General features: G+C 74.9%; 16 protein-coding genes. 3 read left to right on the plus strand and 13 right to left on the minus strand.

Features of this window, described 5'->3' with window-relative positions; all coding sequences use genetic code 11:
• Window positions 1-14 precede the first annotated feature (14 nt).
• The 9 genes from ACSLIC_RS04970 to ACSLIC_RS05010 form a co-directional block, all read right to left on the minus strand.
• Window positions 15-791, minus strand: a complete 777-nt coding sequence (locus ACSLIC_RS04970; RefSeq protein WP_436736452.1) for a thioredoxin domain-containing protein — start codon at window positions 789-791, stop codon at window positions 15-17.
• A 124-nt stretch (window positions 792-915) separates the two neighbouring features.
• Window positions 916-1,731, minus strand: a complete 816-nt coding sequence (gene trpA, locus ACSLIC_RS04975) for a tryptophan synthase subunit alpha (protein WP_436736453.1) — start codon at window positions 1,729-1,731, stop codon at window positions 916-918.
• On the minus strand, window positions 1,728-2,990 hold the full coding sequence (trpB, locus tag ACSLIC_RS04980) for a tryptophan synthase subunit beta (protein ID WP_436736454.1): 1,263 nt from the start codon (window positions 2,988-2,990) through the stop codon (window positions 1,728-1,730). The genes trpA and trpB overlap by 4 nt, the downstream gene beginning before the upstream one ends.
• A gap of 134 nt (window positions 2,991-3,124) precedes the next feature.
• On the minus strand, window positions 3,125-3,301 hold the full coding sequence (gene trpM, locus ACSLIC_RS04985; RefSeq protein ID WP_087776441.1) for a tryptophan biosynthesis modulator TrpM: 177 nt from the start codon (window positions 3,299-3,301) through the stop codon (window positions 3,125-3,127).
• A gap of 13 nt (window positions 3,302-3,314) precedes the next feature.
• The gene (trpC, locus tag ACSLIC_RS04990) at window positions 3,315-4,124 is read right to left on the minus strand and encodes an indole-3-glycerol phosphate synthase TrpC (RefSeq protein WP_436736455.1); all 810 of its coding nucleotides are present in this window, start codon (window positions 4,122-4,124) and stop codon (window positions 3,315-3,317) included.
• Window positions 4,125-4,350: 226 nt separating this feature from the next.
• The gene (locus tag ACSLIC_RS04995) at window positions 4,351-4,806 is read right to left on the minus strand and encodes a DUF2752 domain-containing protein (protein ID WP_436736456.1); all 456 of its coding nucleotides are present in this window, start codon (window positions 4,804-4,806) and stop codon (window positions 4,351-4,353) included.
• A gap of 129 nt (window positions 4,807-4,935) precedes the next feature.
• Complete coding sequence (locus ACSLIC_RS05000) at window positions 4,936-5,172, minus strand: HGxxPAAW family protein (protein WP_436736457.1); 237 nt, start codon at window positions 5,170-5,172, stop codon at window positions 4,936-4,938.
• 127 nt (window positions 5,173-5,299) lie between these two features.
• Window positions 5,300-5,956 carry a TIGR02234 family membrane protein gene (locus tag ACSLIC_RS05005; RefSeq protein WP_436736458.1) on the minus strand — a complete coding sequence of 219 codons (657 nt, stop codon included), beginning with the start codon at window positions 5,954-5,956 and terminating at the stop codon, window positions 5,300-5,302.
• A 70-nt stretch (window positions 5,957-6,026) separates the two neighbouring features.
• Window positions 6,027-7,514, minus strand: coding sequence for an anthranilate synthase component I (locus ACSLIC_RS05010; protein ID WP_436736459.1), 1,488 nt, complete (start codon window positions 7,512-7,514; stop codon window positions 6,027-6,029).
• A 91-nt stretch (window positions 7,515-7,605) separates the two neighbouring features.
• On the opposite strand from ACSLIC_RS05010, the gene ACSLIC_RS05015 reads away from it, so the two are divergent.
• The gene (locus ACSLIC_RS05015; RefSeq protein ID WP_436736460.1) at window positions 7,606-8,157 is read left to right on the plus strand and encodes a hypothetical protein; all 552 of its coding nucleotides are present in this window, start codon (window positions 7,606-7,608) and stop codon (window positions 8,155-8,157) included.
• 30 nt (window positions 8,158-8,187) lie between these two features.
• Here ACSLIC_RS05015 and hisI read toward each other — a convergent pair whose 3' ends face one another.
• A complete protein-coding gene (gene hisI, locus ACSLIC_RS05020) occupies window positions 8,188-8,550 on the minus strand; it encodes a phosphoribosyl-AMP cyclohydrolase (RefSeq protein ID WP_436736461.1) in 363 nt (120 codons plus the stop codon).
• A gap of 82 nt (window positions 8,551-8,632) precedes the next feature.
• Here hisI and ACSLIC_RS05025 point away from each other — a divergent pair, with 82 nt between their 5' ends.
• Window positions 8,633-9,268: a TIGR03085 family metal-binding protein gene (locus ACSLIC_RS05025; protein WP_436736462.1), complete on the plus strand. Its 636-nt coding sequence runs from the start codon at window positions 8,633-8,635 to the stop codon at window positions 9,266-9,268.
• A gap of 42 nt (window positions 9,269-9,310) precedes the next feature.
• Complete coding sequence (locus ACSLIC_RS05030; protein WP_436736463.1) at window positions 9,311-10,243, plus strand: ketopantoate reductase family protein; 933 nt, start codon at window positions 9,311-9,313, stop codon at window positions 10,241-10,243.
• Window positions 10,244-10,693: 450 nt separating this feature from the next.
• Here ACSLIC_RS05030 and hisF read toward each other — a convergent pair whose 3' ends face one another.
• The 3 genes from hisF to priA are packed head-to-tail and all read right to left on the minus strand — an operon-like array spanning window position 10,694 to window position 12,581.
• Window positions 10,694-11,449 (minus strand): imidazole glycerol phosphate synthase subunit HisF, encoded by a 756-nt coding sequence (hisF, locus tag ACSLIC_RS05035; protein WP_436736464.1) that lies wholly within the window; start codon window positions 11,447-11,449, stop codon window positions 10,694-10,696.
• Window positions 11,446-11,859, minus strand: a complete 414-nt coding sequence (locus ACSLIC_RS05040) for a Rid family hydrolase (RefSeq protein WP_436736465.1) — start codon at window positions 11,857-11,859, stop codon at window positions 11,446-11,448. The genes hisF and ACSLIC_RS05040 overlap by 4 nt, the downstream gene beginning before the upstream one ends.
• Window positions 11,856-12,581, minus strand: a complete 726-nt coding sequence (gene priA, locus ACSLIC_RS05045; protein ID WP_436736466.1) for a bifunctional 1-(5-phosphoribosyl)-5-((5-phosphoribosylamino)methylideneamino)imidazole-4-carboxamide isomerase/phosphoribosylanthranilate isomerase PriA — start codon at window positions 12,579-12,581, stop codon at window positions 11,856-11,858. The genes ACSLIC_RS05040 and priA overlap by 4 nt, the downstream gene beginning before the upstream one ends.
• Window positions 12,582-12,583: the final 2 nt, after the last annotated feature.

Raw genomic sequence — 12,583 nt, forward strand, 5'->3', positions numbered from 1 at the left:
GGTGCCGGTCCCGGTCAGGCTCCGGCCTTCTCCTCGACGAGCTGCTTGAGCTTGGCGGGGGTGAGCGGGTCCTTCTGGTCGCCGAAGACGCTCTTGCCGTTGAGCAGCACGGTCGGGGTGCCGGGGAAGTTGCCCTTCTGGAACGCCTTGTGGGACTCGGCGACCCAGGCGTCGTGGCCGCCGTCCCGCACGCAGGAGCGGAACTCGGGGGTGACCAGGCCGTCCACCTTCCCCGCCAGCTCCAGCAGGCGGTCGTTGCTGGCGAAGGCGTCGTCCGTCTCCAGCGGCTGGTTGGCGAAGAGGACGTCGTGGTACTCGGGGAACTTCCCGGCGTCCTGGGCGCAGACGGCGGCGTTGGCGGCGCGGTGCGAGCCCTCGCCGCGCATGTTGCCGTCGATGAGGGTGGCGAGGTGGTACTCGACCTTCAGCAGGCCCTTCTCGGTCAGCTCGTGGATGGTCGAGCGGTAGGTGTTCTCGAAGTTGGCGCAGGCCGGGCAGCGGAAGTCCTCCCAGATGACCAGGGTGGACCTGGCGGAGGCGTCGCCGGCGGGGATGGCGAGGCCGTCCTCTCCGGCGGCACCCTTGGGGGCGACGACCGGGCCGGCCTGCTGCTCGGTCTCGCCCGCGTTGGCCGCGATGACGCCGACGGCGGCGGCGAGGGCGAGCACCCCCACCACCGCGCCGCCGGCCACCAGGCCCCGGCGGCGCTTGCTCCGGACCTCTTCCTTGGCACGCTCGGCCTGGAGCCGCTCACGGGCGGCGCGCTTTCCCTCACGGTTCGTCTCACTCACACCCGGACAAACGACCCGGACCGGCGCGTATGCGCCTGTCCGGGCCGAGGTCCACCCGTACGGGTGAGGGGACGGGCCGGGCGTGCGAACACCGCCCGGGTCCGGCGCGCCCCAAGTGCCCGGCTCAGCCGGTGCGGCGGACGCCTTCGGCGAGTTCGGCGGCGAGCGCGCGGACGGCGTCGATGCCGGCGGCGGCGTCCGGGGCGTCGAGCATCCGCTTGACGAAGGCGGAGCCGACGATGACACCGTCGGCGAACTCGGCGACCTCGGCGGCCTGGACCGCGTTGGAGACGCCGATGCCGACGCAGACCGGCAGCGGCCCGGCGGCGCGGGTCCGCTCCACCAGGGCGCGGGCCTGCTCGCCGACGGAGTCGCGGGTGCCGGTGACACCCATCAGGGAGGCGGCGTAGACGAAGCCGGAGCCGGCCGCGGTGATCTCCGCGAGCCGGGCGTCGCGGCTGCTGGGGGCGACGACGAAGACGGTGGCGAGGCCGTGCTTGGCCGCGTGCTCGCGCCACAGGTCCGCCTCCTGCACCGGCAGGTCGGGCAGGATGCACCCGGCGCCGCCGGCCTCGGCCAGCTCCTGGGTGAACCGGTCGACGCCGTAGCGGTCGACCGGGTTCCAGTACGTCATGACGAGCACGGGCTTGCCGGTGGCCTGGTGGGCCTCGCGGACGGTGCGGAGCACGTCCGCGATCTTCAGGCCACCGCGCAGGGCGATGTCGTCGGCGGTCTGGATGACGGGCCCGTCGAGCACCGGGTCGCTGTGCGGAAGCCCGACCTCCACGATGTCGGCGCCCGCGTCGAGGACGGCCTTGATCGCGTCGATGCCGCCGTCGACGGTGGGGAACCCGGCCGGCAGGTAGGCGATGAGGGCGGCGCGGCCCTCCTCGCGGGTCCGGGCCAGGGTGTCGTCCAGCAGCTGGATGTTCCCGCTCACTTGGTGCCCTCCTCGTCCGCCGCGACCTCGGCGTCCACGTCGTACAGCCCGAAGTAGCGGGCGGCGGTGTCCATGTCCTTGTCGCCGCGCCCGGAGAGGCTCACGACGATCAGGCCCTCGGGGCCCAGTTCGCGGCCCACGTCGAGCGCCCCGGCGAGGGCGTGGGCGCTCTCGATGGCCGGGATGACGCCCTCGGTGCGCGACAGCAGCCGCAGCGCCTCCATGGCGTCGGCGTCGGTGACGGCCCGGTACTCGCCCCGGCCGGTGTCCTTGAGGTGGGCGTGCTCGGGGCCGATGCCCGGGTAGTCGAGCCCGGCGGAGATCGAGTAGGGCTCGGTGATCTGGCCCTCCTCGTCCTGGAGGACGTAGGAGCGGGAGCCGTGCAGGATGCCGGGCTCGCCAGCGGTGAGGGTGGCGGCGTGCTCGCCGGTCTCCACGCCGCGCCCGGCGGGCTCGCAGCCGATGAGGCGGACGCCGGTGTCGGGCAGGAAGGCGTGGAAGAGGCCGATGGCGTTGGAGCCGCCGCCGACGCAGGCCACGGCGGCGTCGGGCAGCCGCCCGGCGCGCTCCAGGACCTGGCGGCGGGCCTCGACGCCGATGACCCGGTGGAAGTCGCGGACCATGGCGGGGAAGGGGTGCGGCCCGGCGACCGTGCCGAAGAGGTAGTGGGTGGAGTCGACGTTGGCGACCCAGTCGCGGAACGCCTCGTTGATGGCGTCCTTGAGGGTGCGGCTGCCGGACTTCACGGCGACGACCTCGGCACCGAGCATCCGCATCCGGGCGACGTTGAGCGCCTGGCGCTCGGTGTCGACCTCGCCCATGTAGATGGTGCAGTCCAGGCCGAAGAGGGCGCAGGCGGTGGCGGTGGCGACGCCGTGCTGGCCGGCGCCGGTCTCGGCGATGACCCGGGTCTTGCCCATGCGGCGGGTCAGCAGGGCCTGGCCGAGAACGTTGTTGATCTTGTGGGAGCCGGTGTGGTTGAGGTCCTCCCGCTTGAGGAAGACCCGGGCACCCCCGGCGTGCTCGGCGAAGCGGCGTACCTCGGTGAGAGGGCTGGGCCGGCCGGTGTAGTGGACGAGCAGGCCGTCCAGTTCGGCGGCGAAGGCCGGGTCGGACTTGGCCTTGTCGTACTCGACGGCGACCTCGTCCACGGCGGCGACCAGCGCCTCCGGGATGAACTTGCCGCCGTAGGGGCCGAAGTAGCCCTGGGCGTCGGGGCTGAGCCCCTCGGGGTCGGGACGGAAGAACTCGCTGGGCATGACGGAACTCCTGAGCGAGGCGGACGGATCGGCAGGGATGCGTGGGACCGCCTCCGGGCGCGCCGGGGCGCGGCGGCGCGGGCGCGCTGGCGCGCCGGGGCCGGGAGGGAAGGGGGCGGTCGCTGAGCTGTCGCTCAGCGGCACCATCGCATGCCGTTGACCTGTCCGGGCTCGTCCCCGATGACGTACCGCACCCGGCGCCCGTGGACCCGGCGGGCGGGCGCGCGGCAGCCTCGCGGACGGCAGCCGCGCATCAGGCGCGGCGGTCCGCAGGCGGCCGGCGTGGCACGCCGGGGTCGGGCCAGGGGCATGGGCATGGGCTGGTCAGCCCCGTCCGTGCCGCAGCGCCGGGTGGGCGCCGGCGGCGACCAGGTCGGCCACGGCGGTCTTCGGGTCGCGGCCGGTGACCAGCGACTCGCCGACCAGGACGGCGTCGGCGCCGGCATTGGCGTAGGCGATGAGGTCGTGCGGGCCGCGGACGCCGGACTCGGCGATCCGCACGCGGTCGGCGGGGATCTCCGGGGCGACGCGCTCGAAGGTGCCGCGGTCGACCTTGAGGGTCTTGAGGTTGCGGGCGTTGACGCCGATGACGCGGGCCCCGGCCTCCAGGGCGCGCTCGGCCTCCTCCTCGTCGTGCACCTCGACGAGCGGGGTGAGCCCGATGGACTCGGCGCGCTCGATGAGGGAGACCAGCGCGGGCTGGTCGAGGGCGGCGACGATCAGCAGGGCGAGGTCGGCGCCGTACGCGCGGGCCTCCCACAGCTGGTAGGCGGTGACGATGAAGTCCTTGCGCAGGACCGGGATGTCGACCTTGGCGCGGACCGCCTCCAGGTCGGCGAGCGAACCGCCGAAGCGGCGCTGCTCGGTGAGGACGGAGATGACGGAGGCGCCGCCCTCCTCGTAGTCGGCGGCGAGGCCGGCCGGGTCGGCGATGGCGGCCAGGGCGCCCTTGGAGGGGCTGGACCGCTTGACCTCGCAGATGACGCTGACGCCGTCGCCGTGCAGCGCGGCGTAGCCGTCGCGGGCCTGGGGGGCGGCGGCCGCGCGCTCCTTGAGCTCGTCGAGGCTGACGCGCGCCTGCCGCTCCGCGAGGTCGGCACGGACTCCGTCGATGATCTCGTCGAGCACACTCACGCGAGCGGCCCCCTTTCCCGAACGGTAGTGCTGGTGGTCTCGGTGACCCCCGCCTCGATCCGGACGCGTCCGGTCATGACGCCGCGGAGGAGGAGGCACCTGCGATGGTAGCGGCCGGGGGCCGGTGGGAGCGCATCCGGTCGGCTCCGGTCCCACCCGGTGGACAGTCCAGGTTCTCCGTCCTGTGTGTTCCGTCGCAGCTCAGCAGTGGTGCCCCGGGGATGGGTCAGGGGTGCAGCCAGGCCCCTTGGGGCAGGTTTCGGGCCACGCCGAAACAGATGAGGGCCACCCCGGCGGCCCAGGCGTGCGCCCGCCCGAACGCGGGCCGGAACGGCCGCCCCCGGGCCGCGCCCACCGCCCACACCAGCCAGCCGGCGGCGAAGAGCGCGTACCCGGCGACGGCGAGCGCGTTGGCGGTCAGGGCGGCGGCCAGATCGCCGTGCCAGACGGCGTGGGCGCTGCGCAGCCCGCCGCAGCCCGGGCACCAGATCCCGGCGTACGTCAGCAGCGGGCAGGCCGGGTAGTGGCCTGGCTCGTTGGGGTCGACGGTGCCCACGTAGGCGAAGGCCGCGACGGTGGCGGCCAGCACCCCGGCGGGTACGGCGAGCCTTCGGGCGGGGCCGGGGGGCCTCGGGGGGCCGGCGGTGGGCGGCGGGGCGGCCGGTTCGGCGGGAGCGCTCACGCGGGCATTGTGGCCCGGCGCGCTCCCCGGCGCCCAGCCGGCCGCGCCCGGGGTGGGCCGAACGGGCCTGAACGCGCGCGGGCCCCGCCGGACGTGCCGGCGGGGCCCCGCTGCGGGTGCGGCGACCGGTCAGGCGGCGTTGGCGGTCTTCTGCTCGACGGCCGCGCGGCCCATCCGCTTCTGCCCGAGGCCCATCAGGTGCATGATGCCGCCGACGGCGGCACCGGCCAGGATGACGGCCATTCCGGCCCAGAAACCGACGACGTTGGCCATCACCATGAAGACACCGGCCACGCAGAAGCCGATGAAGGAGATGATGACGCCGGTCCACGCGGCCAGAGTGTGGCCGTGGCTGCTGCCCGACATGTCTTGCTCCTCGGTTGCTGTAAGGGGTTACGGAATGATCCCGGCGCCGCGTCGTGACGGCGGGGCTCGGCGCTCATTGTTCCGTACGGCGGCGAGTGGGGCGCGCTCGGGGTGCGGCGCGGCCCGGTCAACTCTCGCGGGTCGGGTCCTCGCCCCGGTCCAGGGCCTTCCACAGGTCCTCGGGCCGGTCGGGGTCGACGGCGGGGGCGGTCTTGCGGGCGCGGGGGGTGCCGTCGCGCTCGTAGCGGCCGGACATGGCGGGCCAGCGGCGGCCGAACCAGAGGGCGAGCAGCCCGGCGACGAGCAGCAGGGCGCCGCCGACGACGGCCGCGTAGGGCCATCCGGTGTGGGTCAGGCCGGTGACGGCGGCGGCGGTGTCGCCACTGGCCTCGGCGGCCTTCTCGTCCAGGGCGGCGCTGTCGCCGACGCCCAGCAGTGCGGCGGCGACGGTGCCCGCGCCGGAGAGGGCCAGGAGCCCGGAGACCAGGTAGCGGCCGGCGCGGCGGACCGCGAGGACGGCGACGAGCGCGGCCAGGCCGACGACGGCCAGGGCGGCGGGGACGCCGGTGACGTCGCTGCCGGTGGCGGTGAGCGGGAAGTCGCCGCCGGCCACCGCGACGCTGCCGCGCGCCCAGGTCTGGCGGGTGGCGAGCAGGGAGACCGCAGCGCCGACGGCGCCGAGCAGCAGCGCCAGGGCGAGGCTGCGCCGGGCGCCGCGGCGGGCTCCGCCGGGCCCGCCGGGCGGTGCGGCTTCGGTTCGGGGCTGGGGTACGGCTGAAGTCACCCCTCCACTATCCCTCACGTGCGCCGCCGGCCGGCGGGGCGGGGGCACCGGTGGGCGCGGCCGGCCCCGCTCAGGCCGTACCGAGCCGGTTGGCGGTGTGCACGGCGCGCAGGACCGCGGCGGCCTTGTTGCGGCACTCGGTGTCCTCGGCGACCGGGTCGGAGTCGGCGACGACCCCGGCTCCGGCCTGGACGTGGGCGGTGCCGTCGCGGAGCAGGGCGGTGCGGATGGCGATGGCGGTGTCGGAGTTCCCCGCGAAGTCGAGGTAGCCGACGCAGCCTCCGTACAGGCCGCGCCGGGTCGGCTCCAGCTCGTCGATGATCTGGAGGGCCCGGGGCTTGGGGGCGCCGGAGAGGGTGCCGGCGGGGAAGCAGGCGGTGAGCACGTCGAAGGCGGTGCGGCCGGGCGCGACCTCGCCGGTGACGGTCGAGACGATGTGCATGACGTGCGAGTACTTCTCGACCGACATGAAGTCGACCACCTCGACGCTGCCGGGCGAGCAGACCCGGCCGAGGTCGTTGCGGCCGAGGTCGACGAGCATCAGGTGCTCGGCGCGCTCCTTGGGGTCGGCGAGGAGTTCCTCGGCGAGCGCCTGGTCGTCCTGCGGGGTGGCGCCGCGCGGCCGGGTCCCGGCGATGGGGTGGACCATCGCCCGGCCGTCCTCGACCTTGACGAGCGCCTCCGGGCTGGAGCCGACGATGTCGAAGCCGTCGAGGCGGAACAGGTACATGTAGGGGGAGGGGTTGGTGGCGCGCAGCACCCGGTACACGTCGAGGGCGGAGGCGGTGCAGGGCGTCTCGAACCGCTGCGAGGGGACCACCTGGAACGCCTCCCCGGCCCGGATGCGCTCCTTGATGTCCTCGACGGCCGCCCGGTACGCCGCGCCGCCCCACTCGCCGGTGAAGGCGGGGAGTTCGGACTCCGGCAGCGCCAGCGGCGGCGCGAGGACGGGCCGGGCCAGGTCGGCCTCCATGGCGTCGAGCCGGGCGACGGCGTCGGCGTACGCCTCGTCCACGCCGGTGTCGAGGTCGTTGTGGTTGATGGCGTTGGCGATCAGCAGGACCGAGCCGTCCCAGTGGTCGAGGACAGCGAGGTCGGAGGTGAGGAGCATGGTCAGCTCGGGGACGCGCAGGTCGTCGCGGCCGCCCTCGCCGACCCTCTCCAGGCGGCGGACGACGTCGTAGCCGAGGTAGCCGACCATGCCGCCGGTGAAGGGCGGCAGGTCCTGGGCCGGGTCGTCGGGGGTGTGCAGGGTCTCGACGGTGGCGCGGAGCACGGCCAGCGGGTCGCCTTCGGTGGGGACGCCGGCGGGCGGGGTGCCGAGCCAGTGGGCCTCGCCGTCACGGGCGGTGAGGGTCGCGGCGCTGCGGACCCCGACGAAGGAGTACCGCGACCAGCTCCGGCCGTTCTCGGCGGACTCCAGGAGGAAGGTGCCGGGGCGTTCGGCGGCCAGCTTGCGGTAGAGGCCGACCGGGGTGTCGCCGTCCACCAGGAGCTTGCGGCCGACGGGGACGACCCGGCGGTCCTGGGCGAGCTTGCGGAAGGTGTCGAGGTCCATGCGCGGAAGGATAGAGGCTGGAGGCGAGCGGTCAGGGCGCGTTCCGTGTCGCGGACCGTCTCTGGGGGCCCGGACCGCTAGAACATGATCCATGACTGTTCAGCACTCCCCCGCCTCCTTCCCCTCTCCCTCCGCCGCCCGTGCCCGCCGCGCGCTGCCACTGGTGCGCCGTACGCTCTGCGCGGCCTCGCTGGCGCTGCTGCTGGCCGCGGGGCCCGCCGCCGCCGTGGCGGGCGGGGTGCAGTGGCCGGCGGCGAAGAACACGGCGGCCCAGGTGGAGGCGGCCGGCCTGACGATGCTCGACACGGAGCAGCTGGCGATGCACATCCACACCACCCTGGAGGTGTTCGCCGACGGCGAGCGGGTGACGGTCCCCGCCGACATCGGCATCGACCGCTCGGGCCCCGCTCCCCGCTACAGCCCGCTGCACACCCACGACGAGACCGGCACCGTCCACGTGGAGTCGGCCGAGTGGCGCGACTTCACCCTCGGCCAGCTCCTCACCGAGTGGGGCACGCCCCGCGAGGACACCCGGTTCGGGGCTCCGCTGGCGTGGGTGGACGGGCGGCCGTGGGCCGGCGACGCGGACGGGATCGTCTTCCGCGACGGCGAGACGATCACCCTGCGCTACACCTCGCGCTGACCGCCCGGCCGGGGCCCGGCGGCCGGCGGGTCAGAGCAGGACGTCCTCGTCGAAGCAGGTCCGGGCCCCGGTGTGGCAGGCCGCGCCGACCTGGTCGACCTTGACCAGCAGGGTGTCCCCGTCGCAGTCGAGCGCCACCGACTTGACGTGCTGGACGTGGCCCGAGGTGTCGCCCTTGACCCAGTACTCGCCCCGGCTGCGGGACCAGTAGGTGCAGCGGCCGGTGGTGAGGGTCCGGTGCAGGGCCTCGTCGTCCATCCACCCCATCATCAGCACCTCCCCGGTGTCGTACTGCTGGGCGACGGCGGGGACCAGGCCGTCGGCGGTGCGCTTGAGGCGGGAGGCGACGGCCGGGTCGAGTCCGGCCGAGGGTCCGGGCGTGCTGCTGCTCATGGCGTCCATTGTGCCGGGCCCGTGAGGGTGAGCGGGCGCGGCGGCCGTGGCCAGGGCGCGAAGGCGGCCGTAGGCTGGCCGCATGTCGACTCATGCGAAGCGTGAACGCCTTCTCCTGGCCGATCTGTTGGAGTCCGCGGGCCCCGAGGCCCCGACGCTCTGCGAGGGGTGGCTGACCAGGGACCTCGCCGCTCACGTGGTACTCCGCGAGCGCCGCCCCGACGCGGCGGGCGGGATGCTCGTCAAGCCGCTGGCGGGCCGCCTGGAGCGGGTGCAGGCCGAGTTCACCGCCAAGCCGTACGACGAACTGGTCCAGCTCATCCGCACCGGCCCGCCGCGCTTCTCGCCCTTCGGTCTCAAGCAGATCGACGAGGCGGCCAACACCGTCGAGTTCTACGTGCACGCCGAGGACGTCCGCCGGGCGCAGCCGGAGTGGACGGGCCGCGAGCTGGACCCGGTCTTCTCCGACGTGCTCTGGTCCCGGCTGGAGAAGATGGCCCGGGGCCTGGGCCGCAAGGCGCCGGTGGGTCTGGTGCTGCGCCGCCCCGACGGGCGGACGGCGGTGGCGCACCGGGGGACGCCGGTGGTCACGGTCACCGGGGAGCCCGGCGAGCTGACCCTCTTCGCGATGGGCCGCCAGGCCCACGCCGAGGTCGCGCTGGACGGCGAGGAGGACGCGGTCGCCAAGGCCCGGGCCACCGAGGAGCTCGGCTTCTGAAACCGGGAGCCGGGGCGGTGGGGCCTCTGGCACCCTGCTCCCATGAACACACGAACGACGACGGAACAGAACCCCGCCCCCTGGACGGTGGCGGTCCTCGGCCCCGGCGGCATCGGCGGCCTGGTGGCCTCGCTGCTGGCCCGCCGGGGGCACCGGGTGATCGTGGTGGCGAGCGAGCCGACCGCCAAGGCGCTGGACGCGCGGGGCCTCACCCTGCGCAGCGGGCACTTCGGGGACGGCACCCTGTCCGTCGAGGCGGTCACGGAGCTGACCGAGCCGGTCGACCTGTGCGTGGTCGCCACCAAGGAGACGGGGCTCGCTCAGGCGCTCCAGCGGGTCCCGGCCGCCGCGCTCGGCTCCGGCCTGGTGCTGCCGCTGCTCAACGGCTTCGAGCACGTCGCCCTGTTGCGGGAGACCTACCCGGCCGGGCAGGTCGTCCCCGCCGTCATCTGGGCGGAGTCGACGCGGACCGCGCCGGGCGTCATCGAGCACGCCACCCCGTTCTGCCGGGTCGAGCTGGCCCGTGCCTCCGCCCCGGCCGCCCGGACCGCCGCGCTCGGCGCGCTCCTGGAGGACGCCGGCATGGGTGGCCTGGTCCGCGAGGACGAGGCCGCCCTGCTCTGGGACAAGCTGGCCTTCCTCGCCCCGTTCGCCCTCCTGACCACCCGCCACGCCGCCCCGGTGGGCACCGTACGCAGCGAGCACCGCGAGGAACTGACGTCCGTGCTGGAGGAGTTGGCCCGGCTGGCGGGGGCCGTCGGGGTGGCGACGGAGGCGTCCGCGCTGCTGGCGAGGTTCGACGGCTGCCCGGAGGGGATGCGTTCCTCCATGCAGCGGGACGCCGCCGCCGGCCGCCCGGTGGAGATCGAGGCCGTCGGCCACGCCCTGCTCCGCCAGGCGGACCGCTCGGGCGTCTCGGTACCGGCGCTGACCGCGCTGGTGGCCTCCGTGGCGAAGGCTCACAGCGGTTCCTGACCCGGCTCCGGCCCGGCCACGGGCGGGCCGGCCGCGGTCCGAGGCAGGTGAGCGGCCCGGGGCCTCGGGGAAGCCCGTGCGGTCGCCGAGGGCGCGGGCCGGGGTTTCGGCGATGACCGTGCCCCGCTGGGACGCCGGTCATGAGACGGGCCCGCAGGGCGGCGGGGTACGCCTCCGCCGGCCGCCGTCCGCGACCCTGGCGCCGATGCCCGGGGAACGGGTCGATGTGGAGGTGGGCGGGGTACGCGCCGGGTTCCCCCCAGGGGCCCGTGCGCCCTGCCCTCTTCACCGCCGGCGCGCACGCGGAGGCCGATGAGCCCTTCCCGGTCCGCCGAGCGGCAGGGCCGCAGCGCTGCCGCGGCGGCCCTGCCCGATTCCCGGTCGACTGCGAGCGCTCCCGCAGCTTTTGCCGCTCCCCGGATTCCAGGAGCCCCGGGGAGCGGGGGCGGCTCAGCGCACCGGCCGGCCCGCGTCGCGCAGCGCGCCCTTCACGTCGCCGATGCGCAGTTCGCCGAAGTGGAAGACGGAGGCGGCGAGGACCGCGTCCGCCCCGGCCTCGACGGCGGGGGCGAAGTCGGTGACCCGGCCGGCACCGCCGGAGGCGATGACGGGGACGGTGACGTGGCGGCGGACCTCGGCGATCATCTCCAGGTCGTAGCCGTCCTTGGTGCCGTCGGCGTCCATGGAGTTGAGCAGGATCTCGCCGACGCCGAGTTCGGCGGCGCGGTGGGCCCACTCGACGGCGTCGATGCCGGTACCGCGGCGCCCGCCGTGGGTGGTGACCTCGAAGCCGCCGCCCTCGCCGCGGCGGGCGTCGACGGAGAGGACGAGGACCTGGCGGCCGAACCGCTCGGCGATCTCGCGGATCAGCTCGGGGCGGGCGATGGCGGCGGTGTTGACGCCCACCTTGTCGGCCCCGGCGCGCAGCAGCTTGTCCACGTCCTCGGCGGTGCGGACGCCGCCGCCGACGGTGAGCGGGATGAAGACCTGCTCGGCGGTGCGGCGGACCACGTCGTAGGTGGTCTCGCGGTTGCCGGAGGAGGCGGTGATGTCGAGGAAGGTCAGCTCGTCGGCGCCCTCGGCGTCGTAGACCTTGGCCATCTCGACGGGGTCGCCCGCGTCGCGCAGGTTCTGGAAGTTGACGCCCTTGACGACGCGGCCGCCGTCCACGTCCAGGCAGGGGATGACTCGGACCGCGAGGGTCATCGGGCAGCTCCTCGGTACGCCTCGACCTCGACGACCAGCCGGGGGTCGGTGAAGCCGGAGACGATGATCATGGACGCGGCGGGTCGGACCGCGTCGGATGGTTCGTGGTGGGCACGCCCGGCCGCTTCGCGGTCGCGGGCCTGCGAGAGGTACCTACGGGTGCGGACCCCGCCCTCGGCGCCCAGGCCCCGTTCGGCCAGAGGGTCGAGGGCGGCGCGGAAGGCGGTCCGGGTCTGCTCGTCGGGGTCGCCCTCGCGGGCCGGTTCGCCGTCCACGACGGAGGTGCGACCGGACACCGGGGCGAGGCCGTCGGGCAGGAGGACGGCCCGGGACCACCCGAGGACGTCCTCCCGGGGGCCGCCGGAGGAGGTCCGGCGTATCCGCTCCCGGCGGCCTTCCGCCACGGTCACGCCACGGCTTTCAGGGCCTCTTCGAGGGTGAACGCCTTGGCGTAGAGGGCCTTGCCGACGATGGCGCCCTCGACGCCCTCGTCCACCAGGGAGGCGAGTGCGCGCAGGTCGTCCAGGGAGGAGACGCCGCCGGAGGCGACGACGGGCCGGTCGGTGGCGGCGCAGACGTTCTTCAGCAGCTCCAGGTTGGGACCCTGGAGGGTGCCGTCCTTGGCGATGTCGGTGACGACGTACCGGGCGCAGCCCTCGGAGTCGAGGCGGGTCAGGGTCTCGTAGAGGTCGCCGCCGTCGCGGGTCCAGCCACGGCCGCGCAGGGTGGTGCCGCGCACGTCGAGGCCGACGGCTACGCGGTCGCCGTGTTCGGCGATGACCTTGGCGACCCACTCGGGAGTCTCCAGGGCGGCGGTGCCGAGGTTGACGCGGGTGCAGCCGGTGGCGAGGGCGGCGGCGAGGGTGTCGTCGTCGCGGATGCCGCCGGAGAGTTCGACCTTGATGTCCATAGCGCCGGCGACCTCGGCGATGAGCTGCCGGTTGTCGCCGGTGCCGAAGGCGGCGTCGAGGTCGACGAGGTGCAGCCACTCGGCACCGGAGCGCTGCCAGGCGAGGGCCGCCTCCAGGGGCGAGCCGTAGGAGGTCTCCGTACCGGACTCACCGTGGACCAGGCGGACGGCCTGGCCGTCGCGGACGTCGACGGCGGGGAGGAGTTCGAGCTGCTTGGCCATGA

The organism is Streptomyces sp. BBFR102, assembly GCF_051397025.1.
GTDB lineage: Bacteria > Actinomycetota > Actinomycetes > Streptomycetales > Streptomycetaceae > Streptomyces.

Excerpts from the sequence above, each read along its gene's own strand:
- ACSLIC_RS05025 (WP_436736462.1), top strand. The coding sequence starts at position 8,633 with ATGTCGACTCATGCGAAGCGTGAACGCCTTCTCCTGGCCGATCTGTTG.
- hisI (WP_436736461.1), bottom strand. The coding sequence starts at position 8,550 with ATGAGCAGCAGCACGCCCGGACCCTCGGCCGGACTCGACCCGGCCGTC.
- priA (WP_436736466.1), bottom strand. The coding sequence starts at position 12,581 with ATGGCCAAGCAGCTCGAACTCCTCCCCGCCGTCGACGTCCGCGACGGC.
- ACSLIC_RS05010 (WP_436736459.1), bottom strand. The coding sequence starts at position 7,514 with ATGGACCTCGACACCTTCCGCAAGCTCGCCCAGGACCGCCGGGTCGTC.
- ACSLIC_RS05030 (WP_436736463.1), top strand. The coding sequence starts at position 9,311 with ATGAACACACGAACGACGACGGAACAGAACCCCGCCCCCTGGACGGTG.
- ACSLIC_RS05000 (WP_436736457.1), bottom strand. The coding sequence starts at position 5,172 with ATGTCGGGCAGCAGCCACGGCCACACTCTGGCCGCGTGGACCGGCGTC.
- ACSLIC_RS05015 (WP_436736460.1), top strand. The coding sequence starts at position 7,606 with ATGACTGTTCAGCACTCCCCCGCCTCCTTCCCCTCTCCCTCCGCCGCC.
- hisF (WP_436736464.1), bottom strand. The coding sequence starts at position 11,449 with ATGACCCTCGCGGTCCGAGTCATCCCCTGCCTGGACGTGGACGGCGGC.
- trpB (WP_436736454.1), bottom strand. The coding sequence starts at position 2,990 with ATGCCCAGCGAGTTCTTCCGTCCCGACCCCGAGGGGCTCAGCCCCGAC.
- trpM (WP_087776441.1), bottom strand. The coding sequence starts at position 3,301 with ATGCCCCTGGCCCGACCCCGGCGTGCCACGCCGGCCGCCTGCGGACCG.